The 18,108-nt window shown below is 67.5% G+C and carries 13 protein-coding genes; 7 read left to right on the top strand and 6 right to left on the bottom strand.

All coding sequences use genetic code 11. The annotated features are described in order from the left end of the window. Window positions 1-3: 3 nt before the first annotated feature. The 3 genes from PX554_RS07685 to mutS all read right to left on the bottom strand — a co-directional run bounded on the left by PX554_RS07685 (window position 4) and on the right by mutS (window position 6,310). Complete coding sequence (locus PX554_RS07685; protein WP_275500982.1) at window positions 4-2,760, bottom strand: [protein-PII] uridylyltransferase; 2,757 nt, start codon at window positions 2,758-2,760, stop codon at window positions 4-6. Between the two features lie 67 nt (window positions 2,761-2,827). Beyond that, a complete protein-coding gene (locus PX554_RS07680) occupies window positions 2,828-3,610 on the bottom strand; it encodes an aspartyl/asparaginyl beta-hydroxylase domain-containing protein (RefSeq protein WP_275500416.1) in 783 nt (260 codons plus the stop codon). A 96-nt stretch (window positions 3,611-3,706) separates the two neighbouring features. Then, complete coding sequence (gene mutS, locus PX554_RS07675) at window positions 3,707-6,310, bottom strand: DNA mismatch repair protein MutS (protein ID WP_275500981.1); 2,604 nt, start codon at window positions 6,308-6,310, stop codon at window positions 3,707-3,709. A 320-nt stretch (window positions 6,311-6,630) separates the two neighbouring features. Here mutS and PX554_RS07670 point away from each other — a divergent pair, with 320 nt between their 5' ends. After that, the gene (locus tag PX554_RS07670; protein WP_275500415.1) at window positions 6,631-8,889 is read left to right on the top strand and encodes an NADP-dependent malic enzyme; all 2,259 of its coding nucleotides are present in this window, start codon (window positions 6,631-6,633) and stop codon (window positions 8,887-8,889) included. A 97-nt stretch (window positions 8,890-8,986) separates the two neighbouring features. On the opposite strand, the gene PX554_RS07665 is transcribed toward PX554_RS07670, so the two are convergent. Beyond that, window positions 8,987-9,445 carry a hypothetical protein gene (locus tag PX554_RS07665; RefSeq protein ID WP_093224754.1) on the bottom strand — a complete coding sequence of 153 codons (459 nt, stop codon included), beginning with the start codon at window positions 9,443-9,445 and terminating at the stop codon, window positions 8,987-8,989. A gap of 201 nt (window positions 9,446-9,646) precedes the next feature. Here PX554_RS07665 and PX554_RS07660 point away from each other — a divergent pair, with 201 nt between their 5' ends. Together PX554_RS07660 and PX554_RS07655 are read left to right on the top strand one after the other, a co-directional pair. Then, on the top strand, window positions 9,647-10,198 hold the full coding sequence (locus PX554_RS07660) for a CHAP domain-containing protein (RefSeq protein ID WP_093224753.1): 552 nt from the start codon (window positions 9,647-9,649) through the stop codon (window positions 10,196-10,198). 193 nt (window positions 10,199-10,391) lie between these two features. Beyond that, complete coding sequence (locus PX554_RS07655) at window positions 10,392-11,621, top strand: dicarboxylate/amino acid:cation symporter (protein WP_093224752.1); 1,230 nt, start codon at window positions 10,392-10,394, stop codon at window positions 11,619-11,621. 101 nt (window positions 11,622-11,722) lie between these two features. Here the strand turns inward: PX554_RS07655 and queG are convergent, their stop codons facing one another. Beyond that, the gene (gene queG, locus PX554_RS07650; RefSeq protein ID WP_093224751.1) at window positions 11,723-12,868 is read right to left on the bottom strand and encodes a tRNA epoxyqueuosine(34) reductase QueG; all 1,146 of its coding nucleotides are present in this window, start codon (window positions 12,866-12,868) and stop codon (window positions 11,723-11,725) included. Window positions 12,869-12,995: 127 nt separating this feature from the next. On the opposite strand from queG, the gene PX554_RS07645 reads away from it, so the two are divergent. From PX554_RS07645 to PX554_RS07630, 4 genes are all read left to right on the top strand, one after another. After that, window positions 12,996-13,925, top strand: coding sequence for an ABC transporter ATP-binding protein (locus PX554_RS07645; RefSeq protein ID WP_275500410.1), 930 nt, complete (start codon window positions 12,996-12,998; stop codon window positions 13,923-13,925). Then, entirely contained in the window at window positions 13,922-15,181 is a 1,260-nt protein-coding gene (locus PX554_RS07640) for an ABC transporter permease (protein ID WP_275500408.1), read from the top strand. Before PX554_RS07645 ends, PX554_RS07640 begins: the two co-directional genes overlap by 4 nt. A gap of 87 nt (window positions 15,182-15,268) precedes the next feature. Beyond that, window positions 15,269-15,754, top strand: coding sequence for a peptide-methionine (R)-S-oxide reductase MsrB (msrB, locus tag PX554_RS07635; protein ID WP_275500406.1), 486 nt, complete (start codon window positions 15,269-15,271; stop codon window positions 15,752-15,754). A gap of 59 nt (window positions 15,755-15,813) precedes the next feature. After that, window positions 15,814-17,031, top strand: a complete 1,218-nt coding sequence (locus PX554_RS07630) for a UbiH/UbiF/VisC/COQ6 family ubiquinone biosynthesis hydroxylase (protein WP_275500404.1) — start codon at window positions 15,814-15,816, stop codon at window positions 17,029-17,031. A gap of 238 nt (window positions 17,032-17,269) precedes the next feature. Here PX554_RS07630 and PX554_RS07625 read toward each other — a convergent pair whose 3' ends face one another. Then, a complete protein-coding gene (locus PX554_RS07625) occupies window positions 17,270-18,079 on the bottom strand; it encodes an NYN domain-containing protein (protein ID WP_275500402.1) in 810 nt (269 codons plus the stop codon). Window positions 18,080-18,108: the final 29 nt, after the last annotated feature.

Raw genomic sequence — 18,108 nt, 5'->3', positions numbered from 1 at the left:
AGTTCAGGCGGCGGTGCGTAATTTCTCCCCGCTCGCGGCGACGAGCAGACGGCGTTCGATGCCGCGCAGCCGGGTGGCGTTGGAAATCTTCTCGCCGGTGAGGTCGGTCAGATAAAAGGTATCGACCGCGCGCTCGCCGTAGGTGGCAACGTGCGCCGAGTGGATCGTCACCTTCGAATCGAACAGAGCGTGCGCGAGCTGATGGAGCAGCGCCGGCCGGTCGCGCGCGTTGACCTCGATCACGGTGAAGCGGTTCGACGCCTTGTTCTCGATCAGCACGTTGGGCGCGATTGGGAAGGCAGTCGCACGCGGCCGTGACAGCGGCTTGGCGAGCAGTTTGTCGACCAGCCGCCCGCCGCGCGCGGCGAGCGCATCCTCGATTCCCATCCGCAGCCGCTTGAGCTGCATGTCGTCCTCGAACGGTCCGCCCATTGGGTCTTGCACGACGAAATTGTCGAGCGCCATGCCGTCGCGGGTGGTGTGGATGCGCGCGTCGATGATGTTGCCGCCCGCGAGGCTGATCGCGCCGGCGATGCGGTAGAACAGTCCGGGATGGTCGGCGGCGTAGACCGAGACGAGCGTCGCGCCGCGATCGGGATCGGGCCGGGTGTCGATCGAAAGCTGGGCCGCGCCGGCGCGATCGACGAGATGCGCGTTCTGCACCAGCACCTCGTCGGGTTCCGCCACCCAATAGGGATCGGGCATGCGCCGAAGCAAGGCGGCGAACTTCGCATCGTCCCAGTCGAGCGCGGCGCGCAGACCGGCCTGTTTCGCCGCGATCCGCTCTTCACGGCCCTTCTGCTTGTGCCCGAGCCGCAGCACCTCCTCCGCCGATTCGTAAAGATCGGTCAGCAACTGCCGCTTCCAGCTATTCCACACGCCGGGGCCGACCGCGCGGATATCGACGATGGTGAGCAACAGCAGGAGCCGCAGCCGTTCCGGGCTCTGGACCGTCTCGGCGAAATCTAGGATCGTCTTGAAGTCCGACAGGTCGCGCTTGAACGCGGTGGCGGACATCAGCAGATGGTAGCGCACCAGCCAGGCGACCGTCTCGGTCTCCGCCTCGCTCATTCCCAGCCGCGGGCACAGCCGATGTGCGACCTCCGCGCCGAGGATCGAGTGATCGCCGCCGCGCCCTTTGGCGATATCGTGGAGCAGCACCGCGACATATAGCGCGCGGCGGGACACGATCTGGTCGAACACCGCGCTCGCGAGCGGATGATCGTCGGCGAGCGTCTGCTTCTCGATCGCCGACAACAGCCCGATCGCGCGAATGGTATGCTCATCCACGGTGTAATGGTGGTACATGTCAAACTGCATCTGCGCGACGACGCGGCCGAAATCGGGAATGAAGCGACCGAACACGCCCGCCTCGTTCATCCAGCGCAGCACGGTCTCGGGGTCGCGCTGCGAGGCCAGCACGTCGAGGAACAGCGCGTTGGCGCGCGGTTCCTGCCGGATGTCGTCGGCGAGCTTGGCGTCGCGCGCGGCGGTGCGCATCGTCAGCGGGTGAATTTCGAGCCCGTTCTGGTCGGCGAGCGCGAAGAGTTCGATCAGCCGCACGGGATCGGCCTGGAAGAAATCGTCCGACGGGATCGCGAGCCGGCCGCGCTCGATCACGAAGCCGTGCAGCTTGCGCGGTGCCCGGCCGCGGCCGAGCATCGGCAGCCCGAAGCGCCGGCCGCGCGCGGCGAACTTCTCGTCGAGATGCGCGAGGAACACACCCGTCAGGTCGCCGACGCGCTTCGCCTGCAGAAAGTAATAATGCATGAAGCGCTCGACCTTGGACTTTCCGGTACGGTCGGCGAAGCGCATGCGACGGGCGATCTCGGCCTGCATGTCGAAAGTGAGCCGGTCCTCGGCGCGCCGCGCGATGCTGTGCAGGTGGCAACGCACCGCCCACAGGAAATTCTCGGCGCGGTTGAACTGGCGATATTCGGCGCGGCTGAGCAACCCGGCCTCGACCAGCTCGCCCGGTTCGGACACGTTGTAGGCGTATTTGCCGATCCAGAAGAGCGTGTGGAGGTCGCGCAGGCCGCCCTTCGCCTCCTTGACGTTGGGTTCGACCGCATAGCGCGTGTCGCCCATCCGCTTGTGGCGGGTGTTCCGCTCGGCGAGCTTCTCGGCGATGAAGCTGCGCACCGTATCGGCCTGCACCTCGACCTTGAAGCGCCGTGCGGCCTCGTCATAGAGCGGCTGGTCGCCCCAGACGTAGCGCGCCTCCAGAAGCGCGGTGCGGATGGTTACGTCGCTTTTCGCCTGCCGTACCATCTCGTCGAGCGAGCGGCTCGAATGGCCCACCTTGAGCCCGAGGTCCCAGAGCGCATAGAGCATCGATTCGATGACCTGCTCCGCCCACGCCGTCTGCTTCCAGGGCGTGAGGAAGCCGATATCGACGTCCGAATAGGGTGCCATTTCGCCGCGCCCGTAGCCGCCGACCGCGATCACGGTGAGGCGCTCGGCCGCGGTCGGATTGTGGACCGGGTAGAGCCGCTGGGTGGTGAAATCATAGAGCAGCCGGATCAACTGATCGACCAGGAACGCCTGCGCGGCGGCGATCTCCAGCCCGCGCGAGGGGTACTCGATCAGCCGCCGTCCGATTTCGGTACGGCCGGCATCAAGCGCGGACTTCAGGAGCGCGGTGCCGGCGGCGCGCAGCGGCACCGGATCGCTCCCCTCAAGCGCGGCGAGCGCATCGGCGAGGGCGCGCCGGTCGATGATCGCGCGGCGTTGCGGGAGGGAGTCGAAACGGGCTGGCATGCAGCCGGGATAGAGGCTTGGCATCGCCCCGTCACGCGCCGATGCCAAGGCGCCCGCCAAGCGGGCTTTACCGGCCCGGCGCGTTGACGGTCGCGTGTTGCGCCTTTTCGATGTTTCGCACGATATCCTGCACGAAGCGGGAGTGGCGCACACCGAAAAGGAAGGCGTTCTGGATCACGTTGCCGAGCCCTCGGCAGGGCCGCTTGATCTGGATGAGCAGGATGTAGCGATCCTCGTCGGTGTCGTTCGAGACCTGGTGATTGTAGAGATCGTCGAACAGCAGCGATTCGCCCTCGGCCCAGGGAAGGACATGGCGCGCATCGCCCTCTTCTATGGTCATGTGGCATTTCGCGCGCTCGGCCGGCACCTTCAGCCCGAGATGATAGGTCAGCATGCCCTTGGTCATGCCGTGGTGGCGTGGAATCTGGCCGCCGGCTTCGAGCACCGAGAAGCAGGCGGTCACCAGCCCGGGAATCCGTTCGATCAGCGCCGCCGTGACCGGCGCGCGCGCGGCGTTGCCGGTCAGACGGTAGCCATAACCCTTGAGGAACAGCGATTTCCAGCGACGGTCTTTGGCGATCCGGCCATGATCGAACGAAATGTCGCCGAGCGAGGGTATTTCCTCGGTCCGGATCGCGATGGCCTCGGCCCGGATTTCGCGCCAATGCGCCTCAAGCTCGGGAATCCAGGCGAAATACGCCTTGTCCATCACCGGTTGGTCGGGAACGAGCGAGCGGCGCATGATGATCGCGTCGATCCGCGGCACCAGTTCCTTGCCGATCTGAAACAGCGATTTGTTGACGAACGGCACCTTCCAGCCGCGCGCATTTACCGTGTCTTTCCAGCTCACTCCACTCTCCACCGAGAGGTATCGCGGGCGAATATCGCGTCGGTTCGTCGCGCTCAAGGGCGCGCGAGGCCGCGTTCGTGGCTCCGACCGATGCGGCTAGAGCAGCCCTTTCAGCCGGTAGAGCTGCTCGAGCGCATCGCGCGGGGTGAGCGCATCGACATCGATCGCGGCAAGCGTCTCACGCACCGGATCGGCCGGCGGCGGTTCCTCCTCGCGCGCGGTGGCGAAAAGCGGGAGGTCGTCGAGTCCAGCCGCGATGCCGCCGGTCTTGGCGCGGCCCGCCTCGAGCTTCGCCAGCACCGCCTTGGCGCGCGCGAGTGTCGCTGGAGACAATCCCGCCAGCCGCGCGACCGCGAGGCCGTAGCTTCGATCCGCCGGCCCCTCGCTGACCTCATGGAGCAGCACCAGATCGCCCTTCCACTCGCGGGCCCGGACGTGGTGGAGGCTCAACGCTTCGCAGCGTTCGGCGAGGCGGGTCAGTTCGTGGTAGTGCGTCGCGAACAGGCAGCGGCAGCGATTGTCCTCGTGGATCGCCTCGACCACCGCCCAGGCGATCGCGAGGCCGTCATAGGTCGATGTGCCGCGTCCGACTTCGTCGAGAATGACGAAGCTACGCGGGGTCGCCTGTGCGAGAATGGCTGCCGTTTCGACCATTTCGACCATGAAGGTCGATCGGCCGCGCGCGAGATTGTCCGACGCGCCGACGCGGCTGAACAGCCGATCGACCAGCCCCAATGTGGCGGCGCTCGCGGGAACGTAGCTGCCGGCCTGGGCGAGCACCGCGATGAGCGCGTTCTGGCGCAGGAAGGTCGATTTGCCGCCCATGTTCGGGCCGGTGACGAGCCACAATCGCGAGTCTTCGGACAGCTTGCAGTCGTTGGCGACGAAGCGCTCGCCGCGCTTCGCCAGCGCATCCTCGACCACCGGATGACGGCCGCCTTCGACGTCGAAACAGGCATGATCGACCAGCGTCGGCCGCACCCAGCCGCCCTCGCACGCGCGCTCGGCCAAGCCGGCCGAGGCGTCGAGCCGGGCAAGCGCATCGGCGGTGGCGGCGATCGCCTCGCGCCGGTCGAGCGCGGCATGCGTTAGGTCTTCGAGATGCGCCGCCTCCGCCGCGAGCGCGTGCGCTCCGGCCTGCGACACTTTCACCGCGACTTCGTGTAGTTCGGGTGCGTTGAAGCGTACGACGCCCGCGAGCGTCTGGCGGTGGGTGAAACCGCTGTCGGGCGCCATCAGCGCATCCGCCACGCGCGCGGCGACCTCGATATGATAGCCGAGGACGCCGTTATGCTTGATCTTCAGCGCGGCGATGCCGGTACGCGCCCGATAATCCGCTTCCAGCGCCGCAATCGCGCGCCGCCCACCGGCGCCGGCGTCGCGCAGATCGTCGAGCGCGGCGTCATAGCCAGGCGCGATATAGCCGCCATCCGAAGCGTCGATCGGCGGTGACGCGACCAGCGCGCGGGTGAGCAGGTCGATGAGCGCGCCATGGCCGCGCAGCCGGGGGGCCAGATCGGTGAGGAGTTCCATTCCCGTTCGTGCTGAGCCCGGCGAAGGACGAACGGGGGAGAGGAGGTCCTCCAGCTTCTCGCCGAGCCGCCACGCGCCATCCAGACCGTCGCGTAACTGCCCGAGATCGCGCGGCGATCCGCGTCCCGCCGCTAGCCGCCCCAGTGCGCGGCCGATATCGGGGAGCGCGCGCAGTGTGGCGCGCAGCGACTCGCGCAAGCCACTATCTTCGCACAGCAACTGGACGAGATCGAGCCGCGCCTCGATCGCGGCCCGGTCCACCAGCGGCGCGCCGATGTCGGCGGCGAGCGCCCGCGCGCCCGCCCCCGTCACGGTGCGATCGACCGCGTCGAGCAGACTGCCCTTGCGCGACCCCGATGTCGTGGCGGTGAGTTCGAGGCTCTCGCGCGTCGCCGCGTCGATGGCCATCGCCTGTGCGCTCAGGCGCAGCACCGGCGGCCGCAGGAACGGCAGCGCACCCTTGGCATTGTGACCGAGATACGCGACCAGGCCGCCCGCCGCCGCGAGCGCCGCGCGGCTGAACTGGCCGAAGCCATCGAGCGTGGCGACGCCGTACAGATCGCGGAGCCGGGCTTCGCCACGCACGCTGTCGAAGCCGGGCTTCGGCCGCAGCGAGGTGGTGAACTCGGCGAAAGCGCTGTCCTCGGCGGCGATCGTCTCGGCGGGGTTCAGTCGCGCGAGCTCGGTGGTCAGGCTCGCGGCGCTCGTTTCGATCAGCTCGAACCGGCCGGTGGAAATATCCGCGGCGGCCAGCGCGACGCCGCCGCCCGCCTCTCCGATCGCGACGCACCAATTGGCCGCGCGCGCATCGAGCAAGGCTTCCTCGGTCAGCGTACCGGCCGTTACCACGCGGATGATCCCGCGCGCGACCAGCGCCTTCGACCCGCCGCGCTTCTTGGCCTCGGCGGGCGTCTCGGTCTGGTCGGCGATGGCGACGCGGTGGCCGGCCTTGATGAGCCGCGCGAGATACCCTTCGGCCGAATGGACCGGCACGCCGCACATCGGGATCGCCGCGCCGCCATGCTCGCCACGCGCGGTGAGCGCGATGTCGAGACAGGCGGCGGCGATCTTCGCGTCTTCGAAGAACATTTCGAAGAAATCGCCCATCCGGTAGAACAGCAGGCAGTCCTGCGCCTGCGCCTTCAGGGCGAGATATTGCGCCATCATCGGCGTGGGAGCGGAAACGGGATCGGTCACGCGTCCAGCCGATAGAGGCTCGGCGCCAGCGGCTCAATGCCGCTGGTCGAGCGCGATGGACCGCGACGGTTCGCTTATACGCGCCGTGCCCGGTCATCCGCCGCACGTCGATTGCCGTCCGACGACCGCGGTCACGGCTTGCGCGAGGGGCTCTGCGGCGTTTGGGACCGTGGCCGACGCCAAGATCGACCGCACCCGGCAAGACTTTGACACGCGCAAAATGGGATAGTGGCGTTCCCTTTCCCAGAGAGTGACACTAAGGGCTAGACGCTTCTGGAGAAGGCTGCCCAATGTCGAACGAATCGAACGTCCAGTTTTCCGAGCGCGAGGCGCTGCTGTTCCACTCCGAGGGACGCCCCGGCAAGATCGAGATCATCGCCTCCAAGCCGATGGCGACGCAGCGTGATCTCGCGCTCGCCTATTCGCCCGGTGTCGCCGTGCCGGTGTTGGCGATCTCGCAGGATCCGGCGACCGCGTATGATTATACCGCCAAGGGCAATCTCGTCGCCGTGATTTCAAATGGTACCGCTATCCTCGGTCTGGGGAATCTCGGCGCGCTTGCCTCGAAGCCGGTGATGGAGGGCAAGGCGGTGCTGTTCAAGCGCTTCGCCGACGTCGATTCGATCGATCTCGAACTCAAGACCGAGGACGTCGATCGCTTCATCGACGCGGTCGAACTGATGGAGCCGAGCTTCGGCGGCATCAACCTCGAGGACATCAAGGCGCCGGAATGCTTCGTGATCGAGCAGACCCTGCGCGAGCGCATGAACATCCCGGTGTTCCATGACGATCAGCACGGCACCGCGATCATCGCCGCCGCCGGCCTCATCAACGCGCTGTTCCTGACCGGACGCGACATCAAAACCACCAAGATCGTCGTCAATGGCGCGGGCGCCGCGGCGATCGCCTGCGCCGCGCTCATCAAGGCGATGGGGCTGCCCGGCAACAATCTGCTGATGTGCGACCGCACCGGCGTGATCTACCAGGGCCGGGACAATGTGAACCAGTGGCAGTCGGCGCACGCCGCCGTCACCGATCGACGCACGCTCGAGGAAGCGCTCGACGGCGCCGACGTGTTCCTCGGCCTCTCCGCCGCCGGCGCGCTGCCCGCCGAATATCTCGCCAAGATGGCACCCAAGCCGATCATCTTCGCGATGGCCAATCCCGATCCCGAGATCAGCCCGCCCGAGGCGAAGCGGGTGCGCCCCGATGTCATCATCGCGACCGGCCGGTCGGATTATCCGAACCAGGTCAACAACGTACTGGGCTTTCCCTTCATCTTCCGGGGCGCGCTCGATGTGCGCGCGACGACGATCAACGACGAGATGAAGGTCGCCGCCGCGCAGGCGCTCGCCGCGCTCGCGCGCCAGCAGGTCGCCGAGGAGGTCGCGCAGGCATATGGCGTCCAGCACAGCTTCGGCCCCGATTATATCATCCCCGCGCCGTTCGATCCGCGGCTGATGGAGATCGTGCCGGTCGCGGTCGCCAAGGCGGCGATGGATTCGGGCGTCGCCACCAAGCCGATCCTCGATCTCGAAGCCTATCGCCAGAGCCTCAAGGCGCGGCTCAACCCGACCACTTCGGTGCTGACGCTCGCCTATGAGGGCGCCAAGGCGCACCCGAAGCGCGTGCTGTTCGCCGAGGGCGAGGAAGAGACGGTGCTGCGTGCCGCGATCGCGTTCAAGGACGGCGGCTACGGCGTGCCGGTGCTGGTCGGCCGCGACGACGTGCCCGATCGGCTGCGTGCGCTCGGCGTGACCGATCCTTCGACCTATGAACTGCACAACAGCCGCAACTCGCCGCTGGTGCCGCGCATGGTCGATTTCCTCTACGAGCGGCTCCAGCGGCGCGGCTATCTGCGCCGCGATTGCGAACGGATGATAAACCAGGACCGCAACATCTTCGGCGCGGTGCTGCTCCAGCTCGGCGAGGCCGACGCGATGATCACCGGCACGACGCGGACCTATGCGCACACGATGCGCGAAATCCGTCGCGTGATCGATCCGGCGGCGGGACGTACGCCGTTCGGTATTCATCTGATGGTCGGCCAGAGCCACACGGTCTTCCTCGCCGACACCACCGTCAACGAACGGCCGACCGCCGAGGAACTCGCCGATATCGCCGAGGATACCGCGCAGGTCGCCCGCCGCATGGGGCATGAGCCGCGCGTGGCGTTCCTCAGCTATTCGACCTTCGGCAACCCGGGTGGCGCCTTCCTCGACAATATCCGCGACGCGGTGACGGTACTCGACGGGCGGCAGGTGAGCTTCGAATATGAGGGCGAGATGGCGGCGGATGTCGCGCTCAACCCCAAGCAGCTAGCCAATTTCCCGTTCGCGCGCTTGTCGGGTCCGGCCAACGTATTGGTCATGCCAGGGCTGCAATCGGCCAACATCTCCGCCAAGCTGCTGCGCGAGCTCGGCGGCGACGCGGTGATCGGGCCGATGCTCGTCGGCATGGAGAAGAGCGTGCAGATCGCGCCGATGACCTCGACCGCGAGCGAACTGGTGACGCTGGCGGTGCTGGCGGCGGGCGGAATCGCCCGGTAGGTCTTCAGCCGTTCGTGTCGAGCGAGTCGAGACACCTTGCGTTACGCGCGGGAGTTGTCCCTCGACTTCGCTCGGGACGAACGGTGAGCTTCGAAACTTACCCGGCCCGTGCCCGCACGAAGGCCGACGACACCCAGCCCGAGCGACACGGCCCGGCATAACCTCGTGGCGCTGAGACCGGCGCGGCGACGCCGCAATCGGCCGGGGTTCCGCCCGCCGGCGGCACCACCACGCCCTGCCAGCGCTGATCGAGTGAGTGTGAGCACAGCAGGAGTGGCGCGCCGTTTTCGAGCCGCCCGATCTCGCTCGCCTCGGCGAACGGCGCGGCGCGGATTGGCAGGTAGGGCTGGTCCTGTGGCGAAAGATTGACAACCGTTCCCGCCGCCGCGCACGCGGCGAAGCCGGGGCCGCCCTCGCCGATCCGAACCGGCTGTACGCCGGGCGAAAGCTGGGCTTCTTGCTCGCCGGCGTTGTAGATTGCGTCGGCGTCGCCACTCCCGCCACGCGGGGAACAGGCGAGCGAGAGCAGGCAAAGAGCCAGAGCGGCGCGTTTCATGGCGATGATTCTACAGCGTCCGCAGCGTTATGGCGAGCGCAGACGCCCGCCGTTCGCGCCGAAGCACGGTGCCGTGGGGCAGTCATCGTCGCTGAAACACGCTTCATCGGAAAAGGTTCCATTCGTCGGCGTGGCCGGGTTTTCATCGCGTCCGCGACCTGCTCAATAGGCTCAACGAAGCCAAAGACCTTGGGGGGTCGCATGAATTTCAAGTCGTTTGCAGCGCGTTCCGCGCTGGTGTTGTCTTGCGCCCTGACGGCAACGGCTCCTGCGGCCGCCCAGTTTTGGCAGTGCGCCCCCTATGCCCGCACCATCTCCGGCATCCAGATTCGCGGTAATGCCAACACTTGGTGGGGTCAGGCCGCCGGTCGCTATGACCGTGGCCGCGCGCCGAAGGTCGGCGCGGTGCTCGCCTTCGCCTCGACGGGGCACATGCGGCTCGGCCACGTCGCAATGGTGAGCGCGGTGGTGAACGACCGCGAAGTGCTGCTCACCCATGCCAACTGGTCGCGCCGTGGCCGCATCGAGACCAATGTTCGTGCGATCGATGTCTCGGCGAACGGCGACTGGAGCATGGTCAAGGTCTGGTACGGCCCGCAGCACGATCTCGGCTCCACCGCCTATCCGACCAAGGGCTTCATCTACTCCGACCACGCCGGCAATGCCGATGCCGAGCCGGCCACCGACACCCCCGCCCCCAAGATGACCCTGGCGAGCGTTCAGACCGGCGCGTACGAGACCGCGAGCTTTTAAGCGCCTCCTCATTGGCGGGCGGCGCGGGACTGCGGCTCCTGATTCCTGATACGGCTGATTCCTGATACGGCGCAACGCCCGGGCGCCGGCTGCTTGATGCTCCGGTCCGGAGACCTCGCACCCTCCGAAATCCACAATCCGCTTGCCATTTTAGCGCGTTCCCCGTTCGTTGAGCGCTAACGGGGGAACAGGCATGTCACAGCCAACACGCATTTTGCTGGCGCTCGTAAGCGGGCTGCTGATCGGCATCGCGCTCGTCGCGATCGATTCCAGGCTCGCATTGGCGATCACCGGCTTCACGCAGCCGATCGGCCTTGCCTGGCTGCATGGCTTGCAGATGGTGATCGTGCCGCTGATCATCGGTTTGCTCGTGACCGGTGTCGGTGCGGCCGCCGATGCCGCGCGGGCGGGCAAGCTCGCCTTGCGCGCGGTGCTGACGATGATCGTCATCCTGTGGTCGACGACGGTGATGTCGGCGATCGCGACGCCGCTGCTGCTCGATGTGTGGCCACTCCCTGCGCATTGGTCGGCGGCGCTGCGGCAGGCGCTAACCGGCGCGCAACCGGTTGGCACCGTGCCGACGCTCGGCGCGTTCTTCGAGACGATCGTCCCGTCGAACGTCGTGAGCGCGGCGGCGGGCGATTCGTTCCTGCCGCTCACCGTGTTCGCGCTCGCGCTCGCCTTCGCGATCACCCAGCTCGCGCCGGAACCGCGCGCGATGCTGACCCGCTGGTTCCAGGCGATCACCGATGCGTTGCTCATCATCATCGCCTGGGTGCTCAGGCTCGCGCCGATCGGCGTCGGCGCGCTTGCTTATGGGGTGGGTGCGCGGACGGGGGCGGCGGCGTTCGGCGCGCTGCTGCACTATATCGTCATCGTCTCGGCGATCGGCTTCGTCGTTCTGCTGTCGGCCTATCCGGTCGCGGCGGTGTTCGGCCGCGTCTCGGTGCTGCGGTTCGCGCGCGCGGCGGCACCCGCGCAGGCGGTGGCGATCTCGACGCAATCCTCGCTCGCCACACTGCCGACGATGCTGGCGGCGAGCGAATCGCTCGGAGCGGCGCCCGCTGCGGCGGGGATCGTGCTTCCGCTCGCGGTCGCGGTGTTCCGTGCGACCAGCCCGGCGATGAACCTCGCGGTGGCGCTCTACATCGCACATTGGCTGGGCGTCGCGATCGGGCCGGGCGCGCTCGCGGCGGGCGTGTGTACGGCGGCGATCACGACGATGGGTTCGGTCAGCCTGCCCGGCACGATCAGCTATATCGCCTCGGTCGCGCCGGTCGCGTTCGCGATGGGCGTGCCGATCGAGGCGCTCGGGCTGCTGATCGCCGTCGAGACGATCCCCGACCTGTTCCGCACCGTCGGCAACGTGACGATGGACATCGCGATCACGGTCGGGCTGGGCCGGGCGCGGGCGACCGGATGATCTCGCGTAAGAGCCGTCTACGATCGCGCGGCTCCTCCAAGAGCCGTTCGTCCTTCGACTTCGCTCAGCACGAACGGAAAGGGGTGATCGCGCGGCGCCGGTCAGGGAGCGAGCGCGGCCCATTCGGCGTAAACGTCGGCATCCGTTTCGGCTGACATCCGGAGCGTGCGCGCTGCCGCCGCTTGGTCAGGAGCAAGCCGCCCGAGCGCCCACACCGCAGCACCGCGCACCACAGGCGCGGGATCATCGAGCAGCCTCGCGACCGGCGCAATCAACGCCGCCACGCCGCTGTTGCCCGCTGCGATAAGGCAGTTGCGCACCATCCGGTCCCGCCCGATCCGCTTGATCGGCGATCCCGCGAAAACGGTGCGGAAATCCGCGTCGTCGAGCGCGAGCAGATCGGCGAGCTCCGGCGCGGCAAGTTCCGCGCGCGGCAGGAAGGCGCGGTTGGCGGCGGCGGCGGTTGCGAACTTGTTCCACGGGCATACCGCGAGGCAATCGTCGCAACCATAGATGCGGTTGCCGATTCCCGCGCGAAGCGCGCGCGGGATTGGCCCCGCATGTTCGATCGTCAGATACGAAATGCACCGCCTGGCATCGAGCCGGTAGGGCGCGGGGAAGGCGTCGGTCGGGCAGGCGCGCTGGCAGGCGTCGCACGATCCGCAAGTGTCGCGCCCGCCCGCATCCGCTTCCAGATCGAGCGTTGTGTAGATGGCGCCGAGGAACAGCCAACTCCCGGCCTCGCGGCTGACGATATTGGTGTGTTTGCCCTGCCAGCCCAGCCCGGCGGCTTCGGCGAGGGGCTTCTCCATCACCGGCGCGGTATCGACGAACACTTTCACATCCGCGCCGGGCGCCTCCGCCACCAGCCACCGCGCCAGCGCCTTCAGCGCGCGTTTGACGACATCGTGATAATCACCGCCCTGTGCATAGACCGAGATGCGGCCGATGTCCCCGACATGGGCCAGCGCGAGCGGATCGGCGGCGGGCGCGTAGCTCATGCCGAGCGCGACCACGCTGCGGACCGCCGGCCACAAGGCCGCAGGGCTTTCGCGCTGTGCCGCGCGCTCGGCCATCCATAGCATGTCGCCATGCATGCCTTGTGCGAGCCATTGGCGCAGTCGCTCGCCCGCACGCGGGGTCGCATCGGCGGACGCGACCCCGCAGGCGACGAAGCCGAGCTCCGCCGCCTTGGCCTTGAGCCGCGCGGCAACCGATTGGCCCGCCAGCGGGTTGTGTTCGTTCATCAATGCCCGCTACCACGGCGGCGCGGCGCCATCACCCCTCCCGTTCGTGTCGAGCGAAGTCGAGGCACCTGCTGGACGCGCGGTTGCGCCCCGTCCTCGGCATCGCTCGGGACGAACGGAGGTAGGTTTGACGAACGCGTTTGCCATCCATGCGACAGGGCTGGTCAAGAACTTCGGCGGAAAGCGTGTGGTCGATGGCGTCGACGTCGCCGTGCCGCGCGGCGCGATCTACGGTGTGCTCGGGCCAAACGGTGCAGGCAAGACCACGACGTTGCGCATGCTGCTCGGCATCATAGAGCCCGACGGCGGGCATCGCACGCTGCTCGGCCACACCCACCCGCGCGACGCGAGCGACCGGGTCGGCTATCTCCCCGAGGAGCGCGGCCTGTATCCGGGGATGCGCGCCAAGGACGCGATCGCGTTCATGGGCGCCTTGCGCGGCCTCGATCTCAAGGCCGGGCGCAAGCGCGCCGTCACGCTGATGGAAGGCGCGGGTCTCGGCCATGCCGCCGACACCAGGATCCGCAAGCTGTCGAAAGGCATGGCGCAGTTCGTCCAATTGCTCGGCTCGGTCGTTCATCAGCCCGAACTGCTGGTGCTCGACGAGCCTTTCTCCGGGCTGGACCCGGTCAATCAGGAGCGGCTCGAAACGCTGATCCTCGCCGAGCGCGACCGTGGCGCGACGATCGTCATGTCGACCCACGTCATGGCCCACGCCGAGCGGCTGTGCGACCGGCTGACCATCATCGCCGGCGGCAAGCATCGTTTTGAAGGCACCGTCGCCGAGGCACGCGGATTGCTGCCGATGCGCGCGCATTACATACCCGACCGCGACGAGCCCGGCCTGGCCGCCTACCTGCCGGACGGCGCGGTGCATCAGCGCGATGGCTGGCACTTTCCGGTGCCAGATGGCGGCGTCGAGGCGGCGCTACGGCGGCTGATCGACGGTGGGCACGGCATCGCCGGACTTTCGATAGAGCGGCCGGGGCTGCACGACGCCTTCGTCCGCATCGTCGGCGCCAGTGCGCTCGACGCGACGCAGGAGATTTCGGCATGAGCGTCTGGTCCAACCGTATCGTCCGCCAGACGCTGACGATCGCGCGCCGCGATTTCGTCGCGACCGTGTTCACGCCGACCTTCCTGCTGTTCCTGCTCTCGCCGATCATCATGCTGTCGTTCGGGTTGGTCGGAGCAGGGGGCGCCACGTCGATGGCGACCAACGCTGCCGACAAGGCGCAGATCGTCGCGATCGTCGCGCCCGAGCGGCAGGCGGCGATGCGCGCCACGGATGCGCGGCTTCGCAAATTGTTCGGCCGTTCCGATCAGCCCCCGGTGCTGACGTTCGAGACGCCCGGCACCACGCCCGCCACGCAAGCGCGTGCGGTGTTCGCCGGCGCGGGGCCGGACACCACCGCCGCGCTTTATGGCGATCTCGCGGCTCCGATCATCCTTTACGGCGCGCAGGGGCGCGGCGACTCTCGCTATCTCGCCGAACTCGCCGAGGGGACGCTGCGCGCTGCGGCGAGCGGCGCGCGCCCGCTCTCAGCGGCCACCTTCACCCCCATCGCACGCGAACGCGCCTCCTCGGGTGGGCACGGCCAGGCGGCGTTCTTCAGCGTGTTCGGTATCTTCTTCCTGTCGCTGCTGCTGTCCGGCCAAGCGGTCGGCACGATGGCCGAGGAGCGTAACAACAAGGTGATCGAAATCCTCGCCGCCGCCGTTCCGCTGGAGGCGGTGTTCTTCGGCAAGTTGCTCGGCATGTTCGGCTCGGCGGTGTTGTTCGTCGGCTTCTGGGGCACGCTCGCCAGCCAGCTCACCGCGATCCTGCCGGCGAGCATGGCGGGCGGCCTGGGCGAGATCGGCCCGGCGATCGGCCTGCCGCTCTTCGTGCCATTGTTCTTCGCCTATTTCGCCATGGCCTACATGCTGCTCGGTGCGGTGTTCCTCGGCGTCGGCGCGCAGGCGACCACCCCGCGCGAATTGCAGATGCTGTCGCTACCGATCACGATCGTCCAGGTGCTGATGTTCAGCCTGGCGCTGCGCGCGGCTGGCGGCGCGGACAATTGGGTGACGCGCTTCGCCGAGATTTTTCCGTTCAGCTCGCCGTTCGCGATGGCGGCACATGCGGCCAACTTCCCGCACGTGTGGCCGCATCTGCTCGCGCTGGCGTGGCAGGCGCTGTGGGTGGGAATCGCGATCACGATCGGTGCGCGCGCGTTTCGGCGTGGCGTACTGCAATCGGGGAGCGGGAGCTGGTTCAAGCGTCGTGTCGCAACGGTGGGCCAGGCGCTCAGCGGAACGCCCACGTCCTGATCGCCGCTCGCTGGTGCGCGGCGCGCATCCGTGCATTCGCGCCCCGCGTACCTATATGCTTTCCATCCTTCGAAAAGGTTCTCTGGAATGCACGATCGCAGACAGTTCCTGACGCTCTCCGCCTCGGGGGCGGGGGCTTTCCTGTTGTTCGGGTGCCGTGGCGCCGCCGCCGCCCCGCCCGAGCATTTCGAGGTCACTTTGCCGGACGCTCAGTGGAAGGCGAAGCTTTCTCCCGCCGCCTATGCCGTGCTGCGCCACGAAGGCACTGAACGCCCTTTCACCAGCCCGCTCAACGAAGAGCATCGCAAGGGCGTGTTCGCCTGCGCCGGCTGCGTGCTGCCGGCGTTTTCGTCCAGGACCAAGTTTGACAGCGGCACCGGCTGGCCGAGTTTCTGGGCGCCGCTGCCGAACGCGGTGCGGACCCGCAACGACGCATCGCTCGGCATGTCGCGCACCGAAGTGCATTGCCGCCGCTGCGGTGGGCATCTCGGCCATGTCTTCGATGATGGGCCGCCGCCGACCGGCAAGCGCTATTGCATGAACGGCGTCGCGCTCAGGTTCACGCCCGCCTGAGCGGTGTGGCGCGCGTTCAGGGTTTGGCACCGGCCTTCAGGAACGCTAGAGCGAACGGCATGAACCGAGCGGACGTAATCATTCTGGGTGGCGGGCTGGTCGGCAGCGCGCTCGCCGTGGCGCTGTCGGCGCACAAGCTGAGCGCGATCGTGATCGACATCGCCGATCCCGACGTGATCCTCGCCGCCGGTTTCGACGGGCGCGCCTCGGCGATCGCCAGCGCGCCGACCCGTCTGCTCGGTGCGATCGGCGTGCTCGACCGGCTCGACGGAATGGGGTGCCCCATCGAAGGCATTCGCGTCAGCGACGGTCTCGCGCCGGGCAAGCTCGATTTTGCGCCCGAACCCGGCGAGGGCGCGCTCGGCACGATGTTCGAGAACCGCCTGCTGCGCCGCGCTCTTTATGAAGCGGCTCAGGCGGCGGACGGGGTCGAGGTGCGGATGAAGACCCGCGCGGTTGCCACCGCGCGCGATGCGAACGGCGTCTCGGTCACCTTGTCGTCGGGCGAGATCATCCATGCACCGCTGCTGATCGCCGCCGAGGGGCGCGCGTCGCCGACGCGCGAAGCGGCCGGCCTCAAGGTCGCGCGCTGGCAGTACGATCACGCGGCGATCGTCACGTCGCTCCACCATGAGCATCCTCATGAAAATATCGCGTTCGAGATTTTCTACCCGCAAGGCCCGTTCGCCATCCTGCCGCTCAACGACGACGATCAGGGCCATCGCTCCGCGATCGTCTGGTCGGTCAAGCGCCACGAGGCGCCGGGGATGATCAAATTGTCCGAGCGTGGCTTCCTCGCCGAATGCGACAAGAAGATGGGTGGATTCTTGGGCAAGCTCGGGCCACTCGGCCAGCGGCAGAGCTATCCGCTCGGCTTCCACCATGCCGCGACGATCACCGCCGAGCGGCTCGCGCTCGTGGGAGACGCCGCCCACGGCATCCACCCGATCGCCGGGCAGGGTGTCAACGTCGGCTTCCGCGATGTGGCGACGTTGGTCGAGGTGCTGGTCGAGGCGAAACGCACCGGACTCGATCTCGGTGACCGGCAGGTGCTGACGCGCTACGAACGCTGGCGCAGTCTCGATACGTTCATGGTCGCGGCGGCGACCGACGGGCTGACGCACCTGTTCGGCATTCCGGGCAAGGCGGCAAACGCTGTGCGCCGCTTCGGTCTGTCGGCGGTCGACCGGCTGCCGCCGCTCAAGAACCGCTTCATGGCCGAGGCCCGCGGCGAGAGCGGCGATGTGCCCAAGCTGTTGCAAGGGATGACGGTTTGAGGGCTATAGCGCCGTTTCTCACGCATTGATCCGTCATCCCGGACTGTTCCGGGATCCACGGTCCCGCGAGACCCGCCGCGGATCGATGTGCGGAACGGTGGATGCCGGAACACGTCCGGCATGACGTATGAGTGCTGCCGATCCGCCGGACATACCTCAACCGTTCGTGTCGAGCGAAGTCGAGACACCTGCGCCTGGGGTACGTCCCTCGACTTCGCTCGGGACGAACGGGGTTGGGTTATAGCGCCGGCTTGGGCGTCCGATCCGCGTTGCGCTTGTCGGCGACATAGGTCTGGCCGTTGTCGCCCTTGACGATCTCGAACGCGCCGGTCGCCTCGAACAAGGCTGGGAAGTTCTTCACGCCATAGTTGCGCGGGTCGATCGGCGCCTGGCGTTTGGCGGTGCTGCCAGCCGCCGACATCGACGCCCAGCCATCGTCCCAGGCGGATGCCTCGACCGCGCCGCGCAGCAGCGCGATCAGTTTGGCGTCCTGGGTCAGCGATTTGGCCGTAGCGGCAGGTTTGTCGGCGGCTTTCTTGCTCGCCTTGGGCTTGGCGGCCGGTTCGGCGGCCGCGTCCTTCGCCGCGCCGCCATCGAGGCTGTCGAGATACAGGAAGGTGGTGCAGGCATTGACGAACGGCGACGGGGTCTTGCGTTCACCGAACCCGTACACATCGTGACCATTGGCCTTCAACTGCATCACCAGCGGCGTGAAATCGGCGTCGCTCGATGCGATGCAAAATGCGTCCGGCTTCTGCGTGTAGAGCAATTCCATCGCATCGATGACGAGCGCGATGTCGGTCGCGTTCTTGCCGGCCGAATAGCTGAACTGCTGGATTGGCCGAATCGCGAATTCGTGGAGCTTGTCGCGCCAGCCCTTGAGGCCGGCGCTGCCCCAGTCGCCATAGGCGCGTCGGATGTTGGCGGTGCCGTATTTCGACAGTTCCGCCAGCATCGCCGCGATGTTGCTGTGCGATACGTTGTCGGCATCGATCAGCAGCGCGATGCGGCGATCCGGGGCCGGCGCGGCGGGTTGGTCTTTTTCCAAGCGAATTCCTTTTGTTGACCGAAGTGCGG

It is taken from the genome of Sphingomonas pollutisoli (assembly GCF_029167165.1).
Taxonomy (GTDB): domain Bacteria; phylum Pseudomonadota; class Alphaproteobacteria; order Sphingomonadales; family Sphingomonadaceae; genus Sphingomonas; species Sphingomonas pollutisoli.
This window is presented reverse-complemented; position numbering and strand designations above follow the sequence as displayed.